The organism is Kitasatospora sp. NPDC058032, assembly GCF_042885845.1.
Taxonomy (GTDB): domain Bacteria; phylum Actinomycetota; class Actinomycetes; order Streptomycetales; family Streptomycetaceae; genus Kitasatospora.
The window spans coordinates 158,350-179,543 of sequence record NZ_JBHVRK010000013.1; the positions used below are offsets into that span (position 1 = coordinate 158,350).

A 21,194-nucleotide genomic window follows, 5' to 3' on the forward strand; every position below is an offset into this window, starting at 1 on the left:
TCCGGCAGGTCGGGCGGGTCGGGGAGGTCGTGGAGTGGAATCGGGGCCGCGGGGGCGGAGCCGGGCAGAGCTCAGAATCCCAGGGCGGCGGCCCCGTCGCGCAGCAGGGCGAAGGCGGTGGCGGTCTCGGCGGCGGCGGTCCGGCCGACCTCCTCGGCGTCCTCCCCGGCGGCGAGCCGGGTCCAGACGGCGCGGGCGAGCACCTGGCGGACGGCCACGTACTGGGCGGCGAGCAGGCGGGCGGCCAGGCCGCCGTCCGGGTCCAGGGCCGCGGCGAGCTCCCGGGTGTCGGTGTCGAGGTAGTCCACCAGGTGGGCGGTGAGGCTGGGGGTCTCGTAGACCAGCCGGAGGAAGGCGAGCGCCCCGGGGTTGGAGGTCATCCCGGTGCTGGGGTCGTGGGCCGCCAGCCCCTCCAGGCGGTGGCGTTCCAGCGCGTCCAGCGGGGTGAGCCCGGCGGGCCGGTCCCGCACCACCCGTCCGGCCTCGCCGAGGTGGTCGGCGAAGCGGTGCAGGACCAGCTCCTCCTTGCTGGCGAAGTACCGGAACAGGGTGGGCTTGGAGACCTCGGCGGCGGTGGCGATCTCGGCCACCGAGACCTGGTCGAAGCCCCGGGCGAGGAAGAGGGCGATGGCGGTGTCGGCGAGGGTCTGGCGGGTGCGCTGCTTCTTCAGGGTCCGCAGACCCGCGTCCGTGTCGTGTGCGTCCATGACGGAAGCATAACTCAGGAATATTCGTTACCGGGTTGCTTTCATTACTGAGTTGCAGTTTCATGAGGTGCATCGACAACCGGAAGGGGCGAGACACATGACGACCGTGGTGATCGCGGGGGCGGGGCCGACCGGACTGACCCTGGCGTGCGGGCTGGCCCGCCAGGGCGTGGCGGTCCGGGTGATCGACCGGGCGCCGGAGTTCCCCACCGGCTCGCGCGGCAAGACGGTCAACCCGCGCAGCCTGGAGATCTTCGCCGACCTCGGCCTGGGCGAGCGGCTGGCGGCCGCGGGCCGCACCCACCTGCCGTTCCGCAAGTACTTCGACGGCGAGTTCGTCAACGAGACCGAGCCGTTCGCCGGCGCCGAGCCCACCGCCACCACCCCGTACGCGGCGAGCCTGTGGGTGCCGCAGACCCGGGTGGAGCGGCTGCTGCGCGAGCGGCTGGCCGAGTACGGCGTGCGGGTCGAGCTCGCCACCGAACTGGTGGACCTGCGGCAGGACGGCGCCGGGGTGGAGGTCTCGCTGGTCGACGGCGGGCGGATCGCCGCCGATTACCTGGTCGCCTGCGACGGCGGGCGCTCCACGGTGCGCAGGCTGCTCGGCATCCCGTTCGTCGGCGACGGCGACCCGGAGCCGGTGATGGTCTGCGGCGACGTGGAGGTGGCGGGGCTGGACCCGGCCGCCTGGCACCAGTGGTTCGGGCCGCGGGGCGCGTTCATGCTCTGCCCGTTCCCCGGCACCCGCCGCTGGCAGCTGCAGGCGAGCCCGGAGACGGACGCCGACGGCCGGCCGGTCGCCCCCTCGCTGGAGAGCTTCCAGCGGCTGGCCGCCCTGCACACCGGGCGCACCGACCTCCGGCTGGCCAACGCCACCTGGCTCTCCACCTGGCGGGTCAACGTCCGGATGGCCGAGCGCTACCGCGAGGGGCGGGTCTTCCTGGCCGGCGACTGCGCGCACGTCCACCCGACGGCGGGCGGGCTCGGCATGAACACCGGGATCCAGGACGCCTGGAACCTCGCCTGGAAGCTCGGGTACGTGCTGCGCGGCCTCGCCGGGCCGGCCCTGCTGGACACCTACCAGGAGGAGCGGCTGCCGATCGCCGCCTGGACGCTCGACGTCACCAGCGCCGGGATGGCGGCCGTCATGGCGGGGGCGGAAACGCCCGGCGTGGGGGTCGAGGCGGGCCGGGTGGGCGACCTCACCGGTCTCGCGCTCGGCTACCGGTGGAGCAGCCTGGCCGCCGACCGCCTCCCCGGCGCCGTCCGGGCCGGGGACCGGGCGCCCGACAGTCCCTGTGCCGGGCCCGGGGGCGGACCGGCCCGCCTCTTCGAGCACTTCGCCGGCGACCACTTCACCCTGCTCGGCCTCGGGCCGGGCGCCCGGCCCGGCCTGGCCGGACTGCCCGCCCAGGTGCGCCCGGTGGCGCTGGACGACCCCGACGGCGCGGTCCGCCGGGCGTACGGGGTCGCCGGCGACGCCCTGGTGCTGGTCCGGCCGGACAACCACATCGCCCTCACCGCCCTGTCGGGCGCCCACGACGCGGTGCTCGGCTACCTGGCGGGGCTCGGCGCCCGGTAGGCGGGCACCGCGCGCCCGAACTGGACTTCCGCGTCCGGCCGGGCCGGGTCACCGGGTTCCTCGGGCCCAAGCGGGCGGCCGTGGCGGCCTACGACTCCGGTCCGGTCAGGCCGCGGGGGCGGGAGACGGGGCGCTGACGGGCCTCAGGGGCGGGGGCGGACGGTCATGCCCGGCCGCCGCCGGTGGACCGTCAGATAGACGACGCCCTCCGGTCCCGCCGACACACCGCGCGCGGCGCCGCGCGGCAGCAGCCGCAGCACGCCCGGCTCCAGCGTGTGCGCGACGCCGCCGCAGCGCAGCGTGCCGCCCCCGGCGATCCCCAGCACCAGCACGTCCAGGTCCGGTTCGACGTGCTCGGCGACGGTCGCCTCCGGTCGCAGCCGCACCACGTTGGCGTCCAGTTGGCGCTCCGCCCCGGTCAGCCGCCACAGCGCCCCGGCCTCGTCGGAGGCGGCCTCGCGCAGCAGTTCGTCCAGGACCACGCCCTCGCCGAGGGTCTCCTTGTCCGTCATGCCGGACATCCTCCCACCGGCTCGGCCCGCCCGCCCCGTGCGGACGGTCCGGGCGGGCCGTCCGCACGGGTTACGGGCCGTCCGCCCTACCGTCCGCCCTACCGTCCGGCCGCGTCCGGGCCGGTCAGGGCGACGGGAAGGCCGGCCTCGATGCGCTGCAGCAGGCGGCCCCCGTGGACGCCGGGGGCGTCGAAGTTGCGCAGCTCGTCGGGGTCGTCCTCGCCCTCGGCGCGCAGGACCTCGGGCACCAGCACGCTCTCCGGGGCGACCGGCGCCTGCGGGTCGGGCGCGAGGTACGGGGGCGCGAGCACCGGGCCGTGCAGGGTGCCGCCGATGAGGTCGGGGCTGAACTCGGAGGACAGCACGGTGACCTGGGCCCGCAGGTCACCGTTGATCATCACCAGCTTGTCGGTCATGTGGCCGACGAAGGCGCCGACCCGGACGTCCCCCCGGACCAGGAGCTTGGCGTCGCCCTCCAGGTAGACGGCGGCGGCCGTGAGGTCGCCGAGGACGATCAGCGCGGGGCAGCCGTCGTCGGTGTTGATGACCGCGCCGCCGACGGTGAGAGCGCCGTCGACGATGTAGCCGGTGCCGTCCGGCTCGGCGGCGTCGAGGTCGAAGTTCCCCTCCACCGCCAGATCCCCGGCATGGACGTCGTACTCCTCCTCGTACAGGTTCTCGTAGGAGTCCTCGGGCAGCCCGCGCTGCTCGAAGAGTGCGACGGAATCGTCCCAACTGTGCAGTGTGGTCGTGATGTTCATGGACGGCACTGTCCCACGCGCCACTGTCAGCCGCCCCCGCGGGCCGGGGACGGACCGGCCCCGGACGCCGCCTGCGGGCGTCCGGGGCGGTCGCGCCGGCGGCGGGTCAGTGCACGATCGTGCCGCAGACGGGGGAGGGAAGGCTCTGGAACCCGTAGCCGCTGATGGCGGCCTGGCCCTGCTGGCAGATCCACCCGCTGGGTCCGAAGACGGCGTGCAGGGCGGTGCCGTGGGCGTTCTGCGCGGTCCACTCGGTCGGGCGGACGACGGCGGACAGCATCCGGCCGAACGGCGTCGCCGTGAAAGCGGGGTTGATGACGTGGGCGGTGGTGACCGGGACGACCCCGTTGATCGCCCGCGGGGTCAGGACGCCGGGCTGGTCGCCGGGGGTGCTGTGGCCGCCGTACGCCTGGCCGACGTAGCGGCCGACGGAGTACGGCACGAGGGCGTCGGGGTTCTGCAGGATCGGGTCGGTGCCCTGGTTCTCGCGGGCCACCACGCTGACGCAGGAGTGGTCGAAGGAGAGGTCCTGGACCGCCTGGGCGTAACCGATCTTCTCCAGGAAGAAGCTGGTGGCGTCGAGTCCGGTGCCGTGCACGCCGTAGTAGTCCACCGTGACGTCGCCGCTGACGACCGGCCGGATGAGGGTGTTGGGGAGCGACAGGCTGATCTGGCTCCACCTGGTGGTCTTGCAGGAGTAGATCGCGGTCAGCTGGGCGGGGGTCAGCGTGGTCGGCGCGTTCCCACCGGCCGGGGCGGCCCAGCTGACGGCGTCCTTGGCCACGGCGACGAAGGTCAGCGGGAGGCCGGTGGGCCCGTCGACCGGGTCGGTGGGCTTCGGCGGGCGGGTGGCGCGGACGAAGTCGACCGTCTCCTTGGTGTTGTAGGTCAGGGCCTTGAGGCCGGTGTCCGTGCTCCACGGCCGGTAGATGGTCGTCGCCCCGTACTTGGTGACGATCACGTTGCTCGTCCCGCTGGAGTCCCAGCTGTAGAGGCGGGAGGAGGTGGTGTCACCGGCGGCGGCGAGGGAGGCGTCGTACTCGCCGGAGAGCTGGGTGAACAGGCCCTCCGTCGCCTGCGCGCCGAGGCCGACGAGGTCCTGGGCGTTGGGGGTGACGGTCGGGTCGGCGGGAGCGGGGGCGGTGGCGGCGAGGACCAGCGCGCTGGCGAGGGCGAGGGCCGAGGCGGCCCGGGCGGCGAAGCGGAGCATGAACTGACCTACTCTCCGGAGGGGGTCCGTCGAATTCCCGGCGGTATCCTCGGGGTCCGGCCCGATGGCCGGAAGCCCCCTCCACCGGGAACCCGGCGGGGTCCGCCGTCGCGCCGCAGGCCACCCCCGCCAGGCCGCCCGCCCGGCCCCGGCCGTTCTTCCGCAGGACGTCCGACGGCCGCCCGTCGGCCACCGCCCGAGGGGCCCCTGGGGGTGGCCGGTGGAAGAACAGCCGACGCCCGCACGAGAGCCGGGGCCGGGCCGAACCGGGACGGACGGTCAGGAGGCGGCGAACTCGACCAGGTCCTTGGTGAACGCGGCCTCGTAGGCGCCGACCAGGCCGTGCGGCGCGCCCGGGTAGACCTTCAGGATGCCCCGGGGGAGCAGCTCGACGGCCTTCTTCGCGGAGGCGGCGATCGGGACGATCTGGTCGTCGTCACCGTGCGCGACCAGCACCGGGACGTCGATCTTCTTGAGGTCCTCGGTGAAGTCGGTCTCCGAGAACGCCGCGATGCAGTCCAGGGCGCCCTTCAGACCGGCCTGCATGCCCTGCAGCCAGAACTCGCGGCGCTTGCCCTCGGAGGGCTCCGAGCCCGGGCGGTTGAAGCCGTAGAAGGCCTCGCTCAGGTCGTAGTAGAACTGCGAGCGGTCGGCGGCCACACCCGCGCGGATGCCGTCGAAGACCGACATCGGGGTGCCCTCGGGGTTGGCGTCGGTGCGCAGCATCAGCGGCGGGACGGCGCCCAGCAGGACGGCCTTGCGCACCCGGGCGCTGCCGTGCCGGCCGAGGTAGCGGGCGACCTCGCCGCCACCGGTGGAGTGGCCGACCAGCACCGCGTCGGTCAGGTCGAGCTGGTCCATCAACTCGGCCAGGTCGTCGGCGTACTGGTCCATGTGGTTGCCGTCCCACGTCTGGGTGGAGCGGCCGTGGCCGCGCCGGTCGTGGGCGACGACCCGGAAACCGGCCGAGGCGAGGGCCACGGCCTGGCCCTCCCAGGCGTCGGCGTTCAGCGGCCAGCCGTGCGACAGGACGACGGGCCGTCCGCTGCCCCAGTCCTTGTAGAACTTCTGGGAACCGTCGGAGAGGGTGATGAAGGGCATGACGGCCTTTCGGTCGTGCTCGTCGAGCGGTGCCGAGCAGGGGAGATGATCGGCCGGTGCGGGAACCCGGTGTTCCACTCGGCCGGTTCCCAGCATGACCGGCCGGTTTGTCCGGCGGCAGCCTTCCGGGCCTCCTGTGCACCGTCAGTCAAGCGCCGTACGGTCCGGGACGGTTCCGGCGCCCCGGCGGCCCGTCCGTCCCGGTGATCGGGGCGCGCACCGCCTCGGCGACGACGGCCGGCCGCTCCTGCACGGCGCCCCGGCCGGTCCGGCGGCCCGGCAGCACCCCGCTCACCGGGCCGCCCGCGCGGGCCCGGACCGGCCGACGGCCCGCCGATCCCGCAGGGTCTCCCGGACGGCGTCGACCGGGCCCGTCGCGCTGTACTCCGTGCCGGTCTCCGGGCAGGAGGCGCGCAGCGCGGGCGTGCGGGCGGCGGACGTCCGCCCGGCGGGCGAGAGGTTCGTCCCGGGGCGGGTGCGAAGCCCCGGACGGCTTCCTAGGCTGGGGGCATGGGCGACTTCGAGACGTTCGCAGCCCTGCTGGTCCAGCCGGTGTACATGGTCACCGCGCCCGGGCCGCCGCCGGCGGGCTGCCTGGTCGCCTTCGCGGGTCAGTGCTCGATCGACCCGGTGCGGTTCGTGGTGTGGATCCCCAAGGCCGACCGCGCCCACGACGCGGCCCTCGCGGCCGACGCGCTGGGCGTCCACCTGCTGCCGTACGGGCACGGGCCGGCCGCGCTGTTCGACGGGCGCGACGGCGACGACACCGACCGGTTCGCGGGCGTCGAGTGGTACCACGGCCCGTACGGCGTGCCGGTGCTGGCCCAGGCGCCCGCGTGGTTCGTCGGGCGGGTGCTGGAGTGCGTCGACTGGGGCGACCACACCGGCCTGCTGCTGGCCCCGGTGGCCGTCGAGGCCCCGTCCGCCGGAGCCGCCGCGGTCCTGTCCCACCGCGACGTCGACGAGGCCGGGGCCGGCCGCCCCGCGGAGGCCCGGGGGAGTGCCGGCGGCCCGGCCTGGGCCGCGGGCCATGGGCATGATCGGGCGTTACCTCCGGCTCGGCGCCGGGGGTGCTGGCCCGGATCGAGTGACGGCAGGTGCCCCGGGGGAGCGGTGGACGGCGGGCGGCGGGCCGAGTGGCATGTCGGTACATTGAGGACATGACGGACAGGCGTGGGCGGTTCCGGGCTCCGCGTGTCCAGGCAGAGAAGGCCGAGCCGCCTTCGGAAAGGGTCCCCATGCAGCGTGCCCTCAGCCCCGCCGTCCTCGCCGAGCTGCGCCGGCCGAGGCCGTATCCGGCGGTGTCCGTCCTGATGCCCACGCACCGCCGGGAGCCGGACAACGCGCAGGACCCGGTCCGGCTGCGCAACCTGCTGGCCGAGGCCAAGGAGCGGGTCCAGGCCGACCCCGAGGTCTCCCGCGCGGACCGGATCGACGTGCTGGAGCAGCTCGACCGGGCCCTCGCCGAGGTGGACCTGGTGCACGCCGAGGACGGCCTGGCGATCCTCGCCGCCCCCGGGGAGCACCAGGTCTGGTCGCTCGGGCGCACCGCGCCCGCCCGGGTGGTGCTGTCGGACACCTTCCTGACCCGCAACCTGGTCGCCTCCCAGGCCGCCGAGCGCCCCTACTGGGTGCTCGCGGTCGCCGCCGACCGGGTGGTGCTGTGGGGCGGCGACGAGGAGCGGGTCACCGAGGACCGGGGCCACGGCTTCCCGCTGGTGCGGGTCTTCGACAACCCCGACCCCGAGCGGCAGGAGCGCATCGGAGACACACCCAGCACCTTCCGCGACGAGGAGACCAAGACCTTCCTGCGGCAGGCCGACACCGAGGTCGGCAAGCTGCTCGCGGCCGACCGCCGCCCGCTCTACGTGACCGGCGAGGCCGCCGCGCTCGCCCTGCTGGACGCCGTCGGCCCGATCGCCAAGGAGGCCACCGAGCAGATCCCGCACGGCGGCCTCGCCCAGGCGGACGCCGAGACGGTCCGCAAGGTGGTCGAGCCCGCCGTGCGCGCGCACGCCGCGCGCGAGACCACCGAGGCGCTCGCCCAGCTCGACGCCGCCCGCGGCCGTCAGACCTTCGCCGCCGGCCTGGACGAGGTCTGGCGGGCCGCCGGTGACGGCCGGCTCGGCCGGCTGGTGGTCGAGGAGAACTTCCGCACCACCGTCCGCGACGACGGCGAGCACCTGGTGCCGGCCGCGGCCGAGGAGTCCGGCGCCCGCGAGGACATCGTCGACGAGGTCGTCGAGCGCACCCTCGACACCGGCGGCCAGGTCAGCTTCGTGCCCGACGGCACGCTGTCCGACGCCGGCCGGATCGCCGCCGTGCTGCGCTACTGACGGCCGTCGGGCCCCGACGGCCCGATGTGACGGATCCTGGTCGTTGTGGCCGTGCCCGGTCCGGCGGCAGGACCGGGGCATGCCCCGACCGCACCACGTCGTGATCGTCGCCTTCCCCGGCATCGAGCTGCTGGACGCCACCGGACCGGCCGAGGTGTTCTCCGTCGCCTCCCGGGTCGGCGGAGCCGACCGGCCCGGCTACGTCGTACGGATCGCGACGGCCGACGGCGGCCCGGTGACCACCTCCAGCGGCGTGCGTCCGCCGGCGGACCGGGGAGGGGGCCGGGCCTACCGGACGGCGATCCCGACCAGGCAGGTGTCGTCGTCCGTGTCGGCGTTGCTGTAGCGCAGCAGGTGATCCAGGTGCTCCTCCAGGCCGTCGGCGCCACCGGCCGCCCCGCCGTGGCCCGCTCCGCCGCCGGACGAGGCGGCGCGGGCCTGCTCGGCGAGGGCCGTCAGACCCGCCAGCGACGCCTGGAGGGACTCGTCGCGCCGCTCGATCAGCCCGTCGGTGTACATCACGAGCCTGTCGCCCGGCTCCAGGACCAGCTCACCCTCCTGGTACACGGCCCGGTCGACCGCGCCGAGCAGGATGCCGCCCAGCTGCGGGAGCATGGTCGCCCGCTCCCCGCGCAGCAGCACCGGCGGCGGGTGGCCCGCTCGTGCCCAGCGCAGCCGGCGCGACCCGGGCCGGTAGAGGCCGCAGACGGCGGTCGCGGTGACGTTGTCGGTCAGGTGGTGGGTGACGCTGTTCAGCCAGCCCAGCAGCTGGGCCGGCCCGGCCCCGGTGGCGGCCAGGCCGCGCAGCGCGTTGCGCAGCGCGACCATCCCGGTGGCCGCCTCGATGCCGTGGCCGGCGACGTCGCCCACGCAGAGCAGGACGTCCCCCGAGGGCAGCGGCAGGGCGTCGTACCAGTCGCCGCCGACCAGGTGGCCCTTCTCGGCCGGCCGGTAGCGCACGCCGACCCGCAGGTCGGGCAGGTCCAGCGGGCCGCGCGCGGGCGGCATGATCGCGTGCTGCAGCTGGAGGGCCAGGCGGCTGCGCTCGGCGGCCTGCTGCTCGCTCTGGGCGAGCTGGTCGCGGGTGGCGGCCAGCGCGACCTCCGTCCAGTGCTGGGCGGAGATGTCCTGGTAGGCGCCGCGCACCGTGCGCAGCCCGCTGCCGGCCTCGCGCACCGGCTCCGCGACCACCCGGATGTGACGGGTGACGCCGTCGGCGCGCTGCAGCCGGAAGGCGGTGGACGCCGGGCGGTGGTGGTGCAGCAGGGTGCACAGGAACCGCCCGATGGCCTGCCGGTCGTCCGGGTGGGCGTGCTCGGGCAACTGGTCGAGGGCGATCGGCGGCGCGGTGGAGGGCAGGCCGTGCAGCTCGAACAGGGTGTCGTTCCAGGCGATCCGGCGGGTGTGCAGGTCCTCCTCGAAGCCGCCGATCCGGCCCAGCCGCTGCGCGTGCTGCAGCAGCCGGGCCACCCGGGGGGTGCCGTCGTCCAGGCGCCAGACCACCGCCAGGTGGCTGCCGTGCCGGCTGATGCTCACCTGCGCCCGGGTGACCAGCGGCACCCCGTCGACCAGCGCGGCGAGCCGCAGGTCCGGGGTGCGGAACGGCTCCCCGGTGGCGAACACGTGCTCGACCTTCTCGGCCAGGCCGCCCGGTTCGGCCGCCAGCGGGTACGCCTCCAGCAGCCGGGCGCCGGTGATCGCGGCGGTGGGCCGGCCGGCGAAGTCGACGAAGGCCGGGTTGACGTGCCGGATCACGAACGGAGGTGGCACGTCCTCGCCGTCGGGCGCGACCCGCAGCACCAGGCACGGGTCGAGCAGGCCGTCGGTCAGCCGCCGCAGCTCCTCGAACTGCGCGTCGGCGGCGTCCGGCGGGTGCGGTCCCCGTCCGCCGCCGGACTCCAGGGTGGCGGCGGCCACCTCGGCGAGCGCCTCGAACTGCCGCTGCAGCGGCTGGGACCGCTCCGGCAGCCGCTCGTGCCAGCAGAGCTCCAGGACGCCGATCAGCCGCCCGCCCTTGCCCGCCGGGACGGCCAGCCGGCCGCCGCGGATCTCGTGCTGGCCGATCGAGGGCAGCGAGGCCTCGGCGAGGGTCGGATAGCCGACGGCCGCCCGCTCGTCCAGGGCGCGGCGGGCCGGGGTCGGCACGCCCGGCGGCACGTGGCGCCAGCGGCGGGCCTCCTCCTCGTGGAAGCCGGCGCTGCCGGCCAGCGACAGCGAGAGGTCCGGGTGGGCCGCCCAGACCGCGACGGCCGCCACGCCGAGCGGGCGCAGCGCGTGGTCCAGCATGGCCCGGGCCGCCGCCGCGGCGTCGCCGCCCGCCAGGGCGTCCGCCTCGGTGCTGCGCAGCCGGACCGCCACCGGCTCGTCCGGCTCGTCCGGGGGGACGGCCGCCTCCTCGACGAAGGCGCGCGCGAGTGCCGATATCTGGTCCGCGGCGGCCTGGTTGACCAGGTCGGCGGCGAGCGCCAGGGCCGACACCCCGGCCTGCTCGGCGAGGCTCTCCAGCTGCCCGGCCGCCTCGGTGGGCCCGCAGCGCAGGCGCTCGACCAGTACGCCGACGCCCATCTCGACCACGGCGCGGCCCGCCGAATGGGCCTGTGCCCGGTCCAGCTCCAGCCGCAGCCGCTCCACGGTGCCGGCGAGCCGACCGACCGCGGTGGCCTCACCGCCGGCGGCCGCGGCTCCCGGCCCGCCGATCGGGGCCGGGCCGGGCCGGGGGCCGACCCGTGGCGCGCCCTCGAACGGTGCGGGAGGGCCCGTGGTCGGGGGGTCCTGCGGCTGCTGCACGGTGATGACTCCTGGGGTCGGGGCTCAGGGCGCGGGGCCGGTGGCCGCGGCGGGCGGGCGTTACCGGGCCAGGTGGTGCTTGATGCGGGCGACCACCTCGGCCGCCTCGACCGGTTTGGTGATGTAGTCGCTGGCGCCCGAGGCCAGGCTCTTCTCCCGGTCGCCGATCATCGCCTTCGCGGTCACGGCGATGATCGGCAGCCCCTCGTGCTCGGGCATCGCGCGGATCGCCGCGGTGGCCGTGTACCCGTCCATCTCCGGCATCATCACGTCCATCAGGATGACGTCGATCCCGGGGTGCGCGGCCAGTGCCTCCAGCGCCGCCCGGCCGTTCTCCGCCTGGAGCACCCGCAGGCCGTGCAGCTCCAGGATGCTGGTGAGCGCGTAGAGGTTGCGGTCGTCGTCGTCGACCACCAGCGCGGTGCGGCCAGCCAGGGCCGGGTCCGCCTCCGGGCTCCAGCCGGGGTCGCGCTCGGTGCCGCGCACCAGCGGCAGCACGCCCCCGGGACGGTCGGCACTCATGTGCAGCGCGACGCGTTCGCGCAGCTCGTCCAGGCTGGACAGGAACTCCAGCGGCCGGCCGGCCTCCCGGTGCACGGCGTGCTCGTCCTCCGCGCCGACGCCCCGGTTGTGGTGCGCCAGCACCGGGACGGCGTGCAGCGCCGGGTCGCGCTCCATCTCCGCCAGGAGGGTCGCCGCGGTGCGGTCGGGCAGGTCGAGTTCCAGGACGACGCAGTGGCACGCGGAGGTGGCCAGCGCGGTCGCGGCCTCCTGGGCGCCGACCGCGGTGACGATCTCCACCTGGCGCTGCGCGCCGGCGTAGCGGGCGAGGTCCGCCACGGCGTTCTCCGCCACCAGGGAGAGCAGGCCGTTCGGGCGGCCCTCCACCACGAGCAGACGGCGCGGACCGGCGGCGGCCGGCCGGCCCCCGGGGTCCTGGTCCCCGTCCCCGCGCGGCTCCGCCGCGCCGGCCGACGCCCGGCGCGGCGCGCCGTCGGTGCGGAGGACCGCCCCGGGCCGGGCGGCCGGGAGGTAGAGGGTGAAGGTGCTGCCCCGGCCGAGGGTGCTCTCGACGGTGATCGCGCCGCCCAGCAGGTAGGCGATCTCGCGGCTGATCGACAGGCCGAGACCGGTGCCGCCGTACTTGCGGCTGGTGGTGCCGTCGGCCTGCTGGAAGGCGCCGAAGACGGTCTCCAGGTGCTGGGGCGCGATGCCGATGCCGGTGTCGCCGACCCGGAAGGCGAGCACCGGGCCGCCGTCGCGCCGCACGCCGTCCGGGAGTTCGGCCGCGGCCGCCGGCTCGATCCGCAGCTCGATCCGGCCCTGCTCGGTGAACTTGACCGCGTTGGAGAGCAGGTTGCGCAGCACCTGGCGCAACCGGTAGTCGTCGGTTGCGAGTTCGGCGGGCACGCCGTCGACCGTCTGGACGGCGAAGGCGAGGTTCTTCTGGCCGGTCATCGGGCGGAAGGTGGCCTCGACGTAGTCGAGCAGCGCGCGCAGCGGAACGGCCTCGACGTTGACGTCCATCTTGCCCGCCTCGACCTTGGACAGGTCGAGGATGTCGTTGATGAGCTGGAGCAGGTCGGAGCCGGCCGAGTGGATGATGCCGGCGTACTCGACCTGCTTGGCGGTCAGGTTCCGGGTGGGGTTCTGGGCGAGCAGCTGGGCCAGGATGAGCAGGCTGTTGAGCGGGGTGCGCAGCTCGTGGCTCATGTTGGCCAGGAACTCGGACTTGTACGTCGAGGCGAGCGAGACCTGGTGGGCGCGGTCCTCCAGCTCCTGGCGGGCCTGCTCGATCTGCAGGTTCTTGGCCTCGATGTCGCGGTTCTGTGCGGCGAGCAGCTCGGCCTTCTCCTCCAACTCCGCGTTGGATGCCTGGAGTTCCTCCTGGCGCGCCTGCAACTCCTGGGACCGGGTCCGGAGTTCGGCGGTGAGCCGCTGGGACTCGCCGAGCAGTTCGTCGGTCCGGGCGTTGGCGATGATGGTGTTGACGTTGACGCCGATGGTCTCCATCAGCTGCTCCAGGAAGTCCCGGTGCACCTGGGTGAACGGCTGGACGGAGGCCAGTTCGATGACGCCGAGGACCTGCTCCTCGACCACGATCGGCAGCACCACCAGGGACAGCGAGCCGGTGCGTCCGAGGCCGGAGGAGGCGGCCAGGTAGTCGGGCGGCAGCGAGTCGACGGTGATGGTGCGCCGGCCGCGCGCGGCCTGGCCGACGAACGACTCGCCCAGCCGGAAGCGGGTCGGGCGCTCGCCGTCGGGGAACGCGTAGGAGCCGACGAGCTGCAGCACCGTCCCCTCCGGGCCCTCCTCGGCGAGGTAGAAGGCACCGCACTGCGCGGTGACCAGCGGGGCGAGCTCGTCCATCACCGATTCGGCGACGACCACGAGGTCGCGCCGGCCCTGCATCAGCGCCGAGAATCGGGCGAGGTTGGTCTTCAGCCAGTCCTGCTCCTCGTTGGCGCGGGTGGTCTCGCGCAGCGACTGCACCATGAAGTTGACGTTGTCCTTGAGGTCGGCGACCTCGCCGGACGCGTCCACGGTGATCGAGCGGGTCAGGTCGCCGGCCGCGACGGCGCTGGTGACCTCGGCGATCGAGCGCACCTGCCGGGTGAGGTTGCCGGCGAGACGGTTGACGTTCTCGGTCAGCCGCTTCCAGGTGCCGGAGACGCCGTCCACCTGGGCCTGGCCGCCGAGCCGCCCCTCGGAGCCGACCTCGCGGGCGACCCGGGTCACCTCGTCGGCGAAGGAACTGAGCTGGTCGACCATCGTGTTGATGGTCTCCTTCAGTTCGAGGATCTCGCCGCGCGCGTTGACGGTGATCTTCTGCGAGAGGTCGCCGCCGGCCACCGCGGTGGCGACCTGGGCGATCGCCCGTACCTGGCCGGTGAGGTTGCCGGCCATGAAGTTCACCGAGTCGGTCAGGTCGCGCCAGGTGCCGGAGACACCCTTCACGTCGGCCTGGCCGCCGAGGATGCCCTCGGTGCCGACCTCGCGGGCGACCCGGGTCACCTCGCCGGCGAAGGAACTGAGCTGGTCGACCATCGTGTTGACGGTGTTCTTCAGTTCCAGGATCTCGCCGCGGGCGTCGACGGTGATCTTCTGCGAGAGGTCGCCCTTGGCGACCGCGGTGGCGACCTGGGCGATGTCGCGGACCTGGGTGGTGAGGTTGCCCGCCATCGCGTTCACCGAGTCGGTGAGGTCCGCCCAGGAGCCGGACACACCCGGGACCTGGGCCTGGCCGCCGAGCCGGCCCTCGGTGCCGACCTCGCGGGCGACCCGGGTCACCTCGGAGGTGAACCGGGACAGCTGGTCGACCATGCCGTTGAACACGGTGGCGATCTCGCCGAGCAGCCCGTCCGCGTCGTCCGGCAGCTCGGTGCCGAAGTCGCCGTCCCGGACCGCCGTCAGCCCGGCCAGGAGCAGCCGCAGTTCGGGCTCGCCCACCCGCGCGGTGTCGGGTCCCTGCCCGGGGTCGCGCCGCGGGTCGTACGCCGGGTCCTGCTGCGGGCCTTGAGAGGTCGTGGGGCCGGCCATCGAACGCTCGCCTCCGATCCTGGCGCCGCGAGCACGGGTCGGCCGACCGGTCCCCGGGCGTGGTGTGTACCGCCCCGGAGGCTACCCCAGCCCTTACGGCGGTTGAAAACAATTGGGTGCCTGAGGCAACCTTCCAAGGGTCCCGCCGCCCCGGCGCCGACCCGGGCCGTCTGCGCGAAACCTTCACGGACGGCCACTGCATCCTTTTCCGCATCCGGGGTAGCGGGCGCAGGACCGTGCCGACAAGACGGAAGGACTCCCATGGTGGCCCCCACCGGTGAACTGCTCGTTCCCGCCGCCGCGTCGACCGCGACCGGGCTGCGGGAGCTGCTGCCGCCCGAACTGGCGGCCGTGGAGGACCCGCGCGAGGTCGCTCCGGCGGACGCCCGCGCGCTCACCCGGGTCCTCCTGCGCCGGCTGGCGACCCTGGAGGAGGGGACCCGGGAGTACTCCTACGTCCGCTCCACGCTGGTGGAGATGAACCTCTCCCTGGTACGGTTCGCGGTCCGCCGCTTCGACTCGCACCGCGAACCGAAGGAGGACCTCCTCCAGGTCGGCGCGATGGGCCTGATCAAGGCCATCGACCGCTTCGACCCCGAGCTCGGTGTGGAGTTCACCACCTTCGCGCTGCCGACCGTGCTCGGCGAGATACGCCGCCACTTCCGCGACACCACCTGGGCCGTCCACGTGCCGCGCCGCCTGCAGGAGCTGCGGATCACCCTGGCCAGGGCCCAGGAAGGCCTCGCACAGCGCCTCGACCGGGCCCCGACCGTGGCCGAACTGGCCGCGCACGTCGGGATCGGCCCGGAGGAGGTGGTCGAGGGCCTGACCGCCGCCAACGGCCACACCGCGGGCTCCCTGGACGGCGGAAGCGGCGAGGACGGCGACGGCCCCGGCCCGCTGGGCGACCACCTCGGCGAGGACGACCGCGAACTCGCCCTGGTCGAGGACCTGGTCGCGCTCAAGCCGCTGGTCGGCGCGCTGCCGGAACGCGAGCGGCTGATCCTGTCCATGCGCTTCTGCGAGGACCTGACCCAGTCCCAGATCGGTGCCCGGCTCGGCCTGTCCCAGATGCACGTCTCCCGCCTCCTCAGTCGCACGCTGCGACATCTGCGCGAGGGACTGGAGGCCGCCTGACGGTGCCGCGCGGCGCGGCTCCCGGGGCCGCGGGTGCCCCGGACCGCCACCCCTCGCTTGGCCGGCGGGCGCGATCTCCGTATGGTCGGAAGGCACGCACATGGAGGGGACGACGATGACGCCATCCGACAACGACCGGGGAGACACCGTGCTCGCGGCCTCCCAGCCCCGACCGGAGCTGGTGGTGCGGACCCGCTCCGGGCCCGACGGGGCGGCGGTCTGCGTGCTGGCCGGCGACCTCGACGTCGAGACGCTGGCACCGGCCGCCGAGACGCTCGCGGACCTGGTCGCGCAACGGCCCAGGGTCCTGGTGCTCGATCTGCGCGGGGTCGGCTTCTGCGACTCCTCGGGCCTGAACGTCCTGCTCCGCACCCGGCTCGGCGCCGAGCGGGCGGGACTGGAGCTGCGGCTCGCCGCCGTCCCGGCCACCGTCATGCGGGTGCTCGACCTGACCGGGGCGCGGACGGTGCTCGCCATCCACGACACGGTGGACGCGGCCCTGGCCGGCTGAGCCCGGTGAGCCGCGGTCTGAGCCCGGTGAGCCGCGGTGCGCGCAGACCGGTCCGGCGGCAGGCATAATTCCGGAACCGCCGGGAAACCGACCATGCGGACCACCGCCGTCGATCCGAAAGGGTGCCCTCCTATGACGCTGAGCCGGGGAACCCTGGACGGAGAATCCCCGCAGGCCGGACCCGCGGCACCCCCGGGCGGCCAGCGCCGGCGGCTGACCCTGGCCGGACTCTCCAAGCCGGTCACCCACGCCAGGACCTTCACCGCCCAGGCCCTCACCGACTGGTACCCGGCCCACGCCGCGCCCGGCGCCGGCGACGGGACCGCCGAGGACGTCGTGCTGCTGATCGCGGAGCTGGTCGCCAACGCGATGCTGCACGGGGACGGCCCGCTGGAGATGGTGCTGGAGGTCACCGGGGCCCGGCTGCGGGTCGAGGTCAGCGACCGCAGCCCGGTCATGCCCACCCTGCGCCGGCCCCACAACCCGGCGCTGCCCGGCGGTCACGGCCTGTTCATCGTGGAGCGCACGGCCGACCGCTGGGGCGCCGAGCCGCACAGCCAGGGCAAGACGATCTGGGCCGAGGTCGACACCGCGCGCTTCCTGCGCGGCGACTGACCGGCCGCAGCCGCCGCCCCGGCGGTGGGCGGGCGCTGGGCGGGCGGTGGGCGCCGACCGCCGGGTTCCCCGCCGCTCAGATCCCTTCGACGGCGCGGGCGTCGCCGGTCAGCGCGTAGCGGCGGCAGGCCAGCAGCTCGTCGCAGGTGCTGCCGATCTCCTCGCCGAGCAGGTGCAGGACCGCCTCGGCGTCGTGGTCCGACACGTAGCCCGGCGCCACGCGCAGCGCGAGCAGGCCCAGCTCGCGGAAGCCGCCCCGCAGCCGTTTCTGCACCTCCAGCCCCTCGCCGACGGCCGTGCGCCAGGCCTCGACGTCCATGCCGTCGGGCCCGGGGACGCTGTGCAGATCGGCGGGCGGCACGTCCGGGCGCTCGCACAGCTCCGCGACGGCGTCGGCCACGGCGGCGGCGACCCGGGCGGGCTCCTGGGGCTGGTCGCCGGCGTCCGCGCGGACCTGGCCCAGCCGGTCGGCGAGCAGGTCGGACAGCTCGGCCAGCCGGCCGCGCAGGTCCACGACCGCCCGGACGTCCAGCACGGCCCAGCTGTCCCAGACGTGGGCGAGCGAGGGCCCGGCCTCGCGGGCCACGGTGTCCTCGATCATCCCGGCGGTGTCCGCCAGGTCCAGCAGCCGGTAGGCCGTGGGCCGGGGGAGTCCGAGCTCGGCCATGGCGTAGGCGTCCCAGGAGGGGTGGCCCAGCGCCGTCCACGCCCGGCTCCGGTGCGCGGCGCGCACCCGCCGGGTCAGTACCAGCGCGGCGGTGCGGGGCTCCGTCACCGCCGCGCGGAGCTCGTCGGTCAGCTGCCGCGCGTCGGCCCGGTCGGCCACGGCGTCCACCTCGCGGTTGCGCGTGTCATCCATACGCCTTGCTTGCCCGCTGCGCGGCGGGCGAACCGTTCGATACCGGGGCGAACCATCAGTGATCGCGACGTTTCGTACGGGTACCGACGACCCTTTGTCCTCCGGGTGGCACGCCCGTCGATTCCGTGCATGAGCCGGGTCGGCCGGGGCAGACGGTGCCCACAGGGTCGGGCAGCACGAGTCGAGGGAGGGCGAGGCCGATGTCGGAAGTGGTCGTGGCACAGCTGAGGATGTGTCTGATCACCGGTGAGGGGCAGGGGCGGTACCTGGACGTCGAGTGCCGTTACGACAGCGGAGACCCGTACGCCGTGCGGCTGGACTTCGGCGCCGACGAGGGCGCGGTCTGGGTGCTGTCCCGCGACCTGCTGGCGGCGGGGCTGCGCGGGCCGGCGGGCGAGGGCGACATCCACATCGAGCCCGGCGGCACCGGCGAGCACGTCTTCGTCGCGCTCGGCGGCCCGGACGGCGTGGCGCTCCTGAACACCCCGGTGCGCCCGCTCGCCCGCTTCCTGCGGGCCACCGGGCGGGCGGTCCCGGTCGGGGCCGAGTCGGGGCGCATCGACTGGGACCGCTGCATCGGCGCCCTGCTCTCCGGCGGACCGGCGGGTCCGCGGTCCGGCAGGCATGAAGGGCCGGATCGGGGTTAGACGGGCGGGCGAAACCGACCACCGTCCCGCGTCAGGAAAGGGCCGCCGTGACCGACATCCCCCGCCTCCCCGGAGCCGCCGAGCAGCACCGGAACTGGCAGCTGGAGGGAGCCTGCCGCACCGTCGACAGCGGCATCTTCTTCCATCCGGTCAACGAGCGCGGCGCCGCCGCGAAGGAGCGCGAGCAGAACGCGAAGTCGGTCTGCGCCCGCTGCCCGGTGCGGGTGCCGTGCCGCCGGTACGCGCTCGCCACCCGGGAGCCCTACGGGGTGTGGGGCGGACTCACCGAGGAGGAGCGGCGCGTGCTGTTCACCGACGCCTCGGCGCCGGACCGGCGGATCGCGTAGCGGGTCCGCGGACCGTTCCCGGTCCGCGGACCCGCCGGCGCGTGCCGCTACCGCCCTTCGTCGATCAGCCCGAACTCCTCCATCAGGGCGCCCACCTCGGTCGCCTCCAGCCGGTGCAGCAGCCGCTTGCGCAGGAACTCCGGGCCGGGCAGGTTCAGTTCGGCGCCGTCCCGCAGCCTGCTGGTCGCGGCGAGCAGCTTGCGCACGTCATAGGTGGAGTTGAAGACCTCGGGCACCCCGCGCTCGACGTCCATCAGCCGGTAGGCCGCCTCCATGCCGGTGCGCACCGAGTACTCGGTGGTGAAGATGCAGTCCCGCCCGGTCTCCGCGAACTGGCCGATGAACGCGAAGTTCACCGCCCCCTCCGGCACCACCTGCGGCCGGTCGCCGGCCTTGCGCGGCAGGAAGAACGAGGTGACGTACGGCATCATCACCGGCACGCAGCGGGCGGCCTCGGCGGCCAGCTCGGGGATCTCCGCCTCCGGGACGCCCAGGTGGTACAGCCACTCCTGGGTGATCTCCTCGCCGGTGCACTCCGCCATCGGCTTGCGGACGTAGTCGCCCGGCCGGTCGACGAAGAGCGAGTACAGCCAGACCACGATCTGGTCGGCCGGCTGCTGCTTGAAGTGCGGCTGCCGGTTGACCGTCCAGCTCAGCAGCCAGGAGGAGTCACGGGCGGTGACGATGCCGCCGGTGACCACGCCGCCGCTGAACGGGTCGCGCTTGGCGACCTGCTGGATGTACCGGGGGATGCGCGGGTCCAGGGTGGTGACGGTGGCCGACTCCCACTTGCTCTGCGCGATGTTGCCGCAGAACACCTCGGGGCGGCCGAACTCCGGGTCCTTGGCGGCGATCCGCCGCCACAGGTCCCAGGCCGGTGCCGGGCCGTCGTCCAGCCGGGCCGGGGTGTGCTGGTCGCCGTTGTCCGAGTTCTCGGTGAGCGAGCCGATGGTGGTGAACACCAGGTCGTCCTCGCCGAGTTCGACGCCGCCGGGCTTCCCGGCCTCGGTCCAGTGGATCCGGGTGGCCCGCTTGCGGCCGGGCGTGAGGTCGAAGTCGATGTCGGTGACCTCGGTGTCGAAGCGGAAGGTCACGCCCTGGTCCATCAGCCAGCGGGTCAGCGGCAGCACCATCGACTCGTACTGGTTGTACTTGGTGAACTTCAGCGCCGAGAGGTCCGGCAGGCCGCCGACGTGGTGGACGAAGCGGTGCAGGTAGAGCTTCATCTCCAGGGCGCCGTGCCACTCCTCGAAGGCGAACATGGTCCGCCAGTACAGCCAGAAGTTGCTGTCCAGGAAGTCACGGCCGAAGACCTCGTCGATCCGCTTGCCCTCCAGCTCCTCGCGGGTGGCCAGGAAGATCCGCACCAGGTCCTTCTGCGCCCGGTCGTTCAGCGCGAACAGGCCGTCGGTGCGGGCGTCCCGGCCGCGCTGCTCGGTGACCCGCTGGAGCGAGAAGTTCGGGTCGTCCTTGTTCAGCCAGTAGAACTCGTCGAGCACCGAGGCGCCCTCGACCTCCAGCGAGGGCACCGAGCGGAAGAGGTCCCACAGACACTCCATGTGGTCCTCCAGCTCGCGGCCGCCGCGCACCACGAAGCCCTTCTCCGGCTCCTTGATGCCGTCCAGCGCACCGCCAGGCAGCCGCAGCCGCTCCAGGACGGTGATCCGCTCGCCGGGCACCTGCGCATCGCGTACCAGGAACGCCGCCCCCGCGAGCGACGCCAGGCCCGAACCGACGAACCAGGCGCTCGCCCGGTCGGCCCGCTCGGGCTTGCGCGGCTTGGCGAACGCCTCGTAGTTCCCGCTGCTCCAGTACACGTGCACTCCTTCGATCGGTGGATCAGCCGTCGGCGCGCCGGCAGACCTCGCCCACGCTGGCCAACGGCGCTTCCGGCGGCAACGCGGCTGGTCCGAACGGGTGACACCCCGTCGGCCCGGCACGCCCTGCGCCGTGATCACCACACTGCCCCGTCCGGCACGGCCGCGGATCGGTCCACCGGGACCTGATCCCGGTCCGGAGGTCCCGGACGGATCGTGCCATTGGTCCCGTTTCGCGCCCTTCGCGCCGCTTCCGACCCCGCTGGGCGCGCCCTCGAACGGTCCCCGGCCCCCGAACAGCCCACCCCGGGGTGTCCCGGCGGCCCGGGCGGCCGATCCTCGTGCCATGGCCTCGATCGTCGTCCTCTACGAGCTGGAACCCGCCCGGGTCCTCGGCCCCGACGGGGTCGAGCCCGCCGTCGCGGCCGTGCACGCCGCCGGCTCCGACCCGGACGTGCCCGAGGACCCGCTGCCCCGCACCCTGTGCGGCCGGGACACCGGGGACATGGAGCACGCCCACTTCCGGCCCGGCCTGGGCGAACCCTGGTACCCGCCGACCCTCGCCGAGCAGCGCTGCCGCGAGTGCGAGCGGGCCCTGCGCACCCGGTAACGGACGGCGGCCCCCCGGCGGGCGGGGGGACGCCCACCGAATTCCGCCGGGGGGTTGCCCCCAGGAAGGCCGGAGGCCGTCCCCAGTGCGCCGCCGTCGCCGCCGAAGTCAGGAT

19 protein-coding genes are annotated in these 21,194 nt (G+C 74.6%); 10 read left to right on the forward strand and 9 right to left on the reverse strand.

Going from position 1 to position 21,194, the window contains the following annotated elements:
- Window positions 1–71: 71 nt before the first annotated feature.
- Window positions 72–707 (reverse strand): TetR family transcriptional regulator, encoded by a 636-nt coding sequence (locus tag ACFVUH_RS21850; protein WP_355369358.1) that lies wholly within the window; start codon window positions 705–707, stop codon window positions 72–74.
- Window positions 708–804: 97 nt separating this feature from the next.
- Between ACFVUH_RS21850 and ACFVUH_RS21855 the strand changes: the two genes are divergently transcribed.
- Complete coding sequence (locus ACFVUH_RS21855) at window positions 805–2,289, forward strand: FAD-dependent monooxygenase (protein WP_387914985.1); 1,485 nt, start codon at window positions 805–807, stop codon at window positions 2,287–2,289.
- A gap of 143 nt (window positions 2,290–2,432) precedes the next feature.
- On the opposite strand, the gene ACFVUH_RS21860 is transcribed toward ACFVUH_RS21855, so the two are convergent.
- The 4 genes from ACFVUH_RS21860 to ACFVUH_RS21875 form a co-directional block, all read right to left on the reverse strand.
- Window positions 2,433–2,801 carry a hypothetical protein gene (locus tag ACFVUH_RS21860; protein WP_355369354.1) on the reverse strand — a complete coding sequence of 123 codons (369 nt, stop codon included), beginning with the start codon at window positions 2,799–2,801 and terminating at the stop codon, window positions 2,433–2,435.
- Between the two features lie 98 nt (window positions 2,802–2,899).
- Window positions 2,900–3,562, reverse strand: coding sequence for a hypothetical protein (locus tag ACFVUH_RS21865; protein WP_387914986.1), 663 nt, complete (start codon window positions 3,560–3,562; stop codon window positions 2,900–2,902).
- Window positions 3,563–3,668: 106 nt separating this feature from the next.
- Entirely contained in the window at window positions 3,669–4,772 is a 1,104-nt protein-coding gene (locus tag ACFVUH_RS21870; protein WP_387914987.1) for a substrate-binding domain-containing protein, read from the reverse strand.
- A 279-nt stretch (window positions 4,773–5,051) separates the two neighbouring features.
- Window positions 5,052–5,873 (reverse strand): alpha/beta fold hydrolase, encoded by an 822-nt coding sequence (locus tag ACFVUH_RS21875; RefSeq protein WP_387914988.1) that lies wholly within the window; start codon window positions 5,871–5,873, stop codon window positions 5,052–5,054.
- Between the two features lie 510 nt (window positions 5,874–6,383).
- On the opposite strand from ACFVUH_RS21875, the gene ACFVUH_RS21880 reads away from it, so the two are divergent.
- The 3 genes from ACFVUH_RS21880 to ACFVUH_RS21890 all read left to right on the forward strand — a co-directional run bounded on the left by ACFVUH_RS21880 (window position 6,384) and on the right by ACFVUH_RS21890 (window position 8,555).
- Window positions 6,384–7,037 (forward strand): flavin reductase family protein, encoded by a 654-nt coding sequence (locus ACFVUH_RS21880; protein WP_387914989.1) that lies wholly within the window; start codon window positions 6,384–6,386, stop codon window positions 7,035–7,037.
- 74 nt (window positions 7,038–7,111) lie between these two features.
- A complete protein-coding gene (locus ACFVUH_RS21885) occupies window positions 7,112–8,209 on the forward strand; it encodes a chemotaxis protein (protein WP_355369344.1) in 1,098 nt (365 codons plus the stop codon).
- Window positions 8,210–8,288: 79 nt separating this feature from the next.
- Window positions 8,289–8,555 carry a hypothetical protein gene (locus ACFVUH_RS21890; protein ID WP_387914990.1) on the forward strand — a complete coding sequence of 89 codons (267 nt, stop codon included), beginning with the start codon at window positions 8,289–8,291 and terminating at the stop codon, window positions 8,553–8,555.
- Here ACFVUH_RS21890 and ACFVUH_RS21895 read toward each other — a convergent pair.
- Complete coding sequence (locus tag ACFVUH_RS21895) at window positions 8,498–10,996, reverse strand: SpoIIE family protein phosphatase (RefSeq protein WP_387914991.1); 2,499 nt, start codon at window positions 10,994–10,996, stop codon at window positions 8,498–8,500. The two genes, ACFVUH_RS21890 and ACFVUH_RS21895, sit on opposite strands and share 58 nt — an antisense overlap.
- Window positions 10,997–11,056: 60 nt before the next feature.
- Window positions 11,057–14,536 (reverse strand): HAMP domain-containing protein, encoded by a 3,480-nt coding sequence (locus tag ACFVUH_RS21900; protein WP_387914992.1) that lies wholly within the window; start codon window positions 14,534–14,536, stop codon window positions 11,057–11,059.
- Between the two features lie 261 nt (window positions 14,537–14,797).
- On the opposite strand from ACFVUH_RS21900, the gene ACFVUH_RS21905 reads away from it, so the two are divergent.
- The 3 genes from ACFVUH_RS21905 (at window position 14,798) to ACFVUH_RS21915 (ending at window position 16,799) form a co-directional block, all read left to right on the forward strand.
- A complete protein-coding gene (locus tag ACFVUH_RS21905) occupies window positions 14,798–15,673 on the forward strand; it encodes a SigB/SigF/SigG family RNA polymerase sigma factor (RefSeq protein WP_387914993.1) in 876 nt (291 codons plus the stop codon).
- A 115-nt stretch (window positions 15,674–15,788) separates the two neighbouring features.
- The gene (locus ACFVUH_RS21910; protein WP_355369334.1) at window positions 15,789–16,184 is read left to right on the forward strand and encodes an STAS domain-containing protein; all 396 of its coding nucleotides are present in this window, start codon (window positions 15,789–15,791) and stop codon (window positions 16,182–16,184) included.
- 132 nt (window positions 16,185–16,316) lie between these two features.
- The gene (locus tag ACFVUH_RS21915; protein WP_387914994.1) at window positions 16,317–16,799 is read left to right on the forward strand and encodes an ATP-binding protein; all 483 of its coding nucleotides are present in this window, start codon (window positions 16,317–16,319) and stop codon (window positions 16,797–16,799) included.
- A gap of 76 nt (window positions 16,800–16,875) precedes the next feature.
- On the opposite strand, the gene ACFVUH_RS21920 is transcribed toward ACFVUH_RS21915, so the two are convergent.
- On the reverse strand, window positions 16,876–17,658 hold the full coding sequence (locus ACFVUH_RS21920) for a hypothetical protein (protein ID WP_387914995.1): 783 nt from the start codon (window positions 17,656–17,658) through the stop codon (window positions 16,876–16,878).
- Window positions 17,659–17,858: 200 nt separating this feature from the next.
- On the opposite strand from ACFVUH_RS21920, the gene ACFVUH_RS21925 reads away from it, so the two are divergent.
- Both ACFVUH_RS21925 and ACFVUH_RS21930 read left to right on the forward strand, forming a co-directional pair.
- Complete coding sequence (locus ACFVUH_RS21925) at window positions 17,859–18,305, forward strand: SsgA family sporulation/cell division regulator (protein ID WP_355369328.1); 447 nt, start codon at window positions 17,859–17,861, stop codon at window positions 18,303–18,305.
- 47 nt (window positions 18,306–18,352) lie between these two features.
- Entirely contained in the window at window positions 18,353–18,652 is a 300-nt protein-coding gene (locus tag ACFVUH_RS21930; RefSeq protein ID WP_355369326.1) for a WhiB family transcriptional regulator, read from the forward strand.
- Between the two features lie 47 nt (window positions 18,653–18,699).
- On the opposite strand, the gene ACFVUH_RS21935 is transcribed toward ACFVUH_RS21930, so the two are convergent.
- The gene (locus ACFVUH_RS21935; protein WP_387914996.1) at window positions 18,700–20,469 is read right to left on the reverse strand and encodes an oleate hydratase; all 1,770 of its coding nucleotides are present in this window, start codon (window positions 20,467–20,469) and stop codon (window positions 18,700–18,702) included.
- A 346-nt stretch (window positions 20,470–20,815) separates the two neighbouring features.
- Between ACFVUH_RS21935 and ACFVUH_RS21940 the strand changes: the two genes are divergently transcribed.
- On the forward strand, window positions 20,816–21,079 hold the full coding sequence (locus ACFVUH_RS21940) for a hypothetical protein (RefSeq protein ID WP_355369324.1): 264 nt from the start codon (window positions 20,816–20,818) through the stop codon (window positions 21,077–21,079).
- Window positions 21,080–21,194: the final 115 nt, after the last annotated feature.

Coding starts and splice junctions, on each gene's coding strand:
- ACFVUH_RS21875 (WP_387914988.1), bottom strand. CDS start 5,873: ATGCCCTTCATCACCCTCTCCGACGGTTCCCAGAAGTTCTACAAGGAC.
- ACFVUH_RS21910 (WP_355369334.1), top strand. CDS start 15,789: ATGACGCCATCCGACAACGACCGGGGAGACACCGTGCTCGCGGCCTCC.
- ACFVUH_RS21915 (WP_387914994.1), top strand. CDS start 16,317: ATGACGCTGAGCCGGGGAACCCTGGACGGAGAATCCCCGCAGGCCGGA.
- ACFVUH_RS21880 (WP_387914989.1), top strand. CDS start 6,384: ATGGGCGACTTCGAGACGTTCGCAGCCCTGCTGGTCCAGCCGGTGTAC.
- ACFVUH_RS21900 (WP_387914992.1), bottom strand. CDS start 14,536: ATGGCCGGCCCCACGACCTCTCAAGGCCCGCAGCAGGACCCGGCGTAC.
- ACFVUH_RS21855 (WP_387914985.1), top strand. CDS start 805: ATGACGACCGTGGTGATCGCGGGGGCGGGGCCGACCGGACTGACCCTG.
- ACFVUH_RS21920 (WP_387914995.1), bottom strand. CDS start 17,658: ATGGATGACACGCGCAACCGCGAGGTGGACGCCGTGGCCGACCGGGCC.
- ACFVUH_RS21890 (WP_387914990.1), top strand. CDS start 8,289: ATGCCCCGACCGCACCACGTCGTGATCGTCGCCTTCCCCGGCATCGAG.
- ACFVUH_RS21940 (WP_355369324.1), top strand. CDS start 20,816: ATGGCCTCGATCGTCGTCCTCTACGAGCTGGAACCCGCCCGGGTCCTC.
- ACFVUH_RS21885 (WP_355369344.1), top strand. CDS start 7,112: ATGCAGCGTGCCCTCAGCCCCGCCGTCCTCGCCGAGCTGCGCCGGCCG.
- ACFVUH_RS21925 (WP_355369328.1), top strand. CDS start 17,859: ATGTCGGAAGTGGTCGTGGCACAGCTGAGGATGTGTCTGATCACCGGT.
- ACFVUH_RS21850 (WP_355369358.1), bottom strand. CDS start 707: ATGGACGCACACGACACGGACGCGGGTCTGCGGACCCTGAAGAAGCAG.
- ACFVUH_RS21865 (WP_387914986.1), bottom strand. CDS start 3,562: ATGAACATCACGACCACACTGCACAGTTGGGACGATTCCGTCGCACTC.
- ACFVUH_RS21905 (WP_387914993.1), top strand. CDS start 14,798: ATGGTGGCCCCCACCGGTGAACTGCTCGTTCCCGCCGCCGCGTCGACC.
- ACFVUH_RS21860 (WP_355369354.1), bottom strand. CDS start 2,801: ATGACGGACAAGGAGACCCTCGGCGAGGGCGTGGTCCTGGACGAACTG.
- ACFVUH_RS21870 (WP_387914987.1), bottom strand. CDS start 4,772: ATGCTCCGCTTCGCCGCCCGGGCCGCCTCGGCCCTCGCCCTCGCCAGC.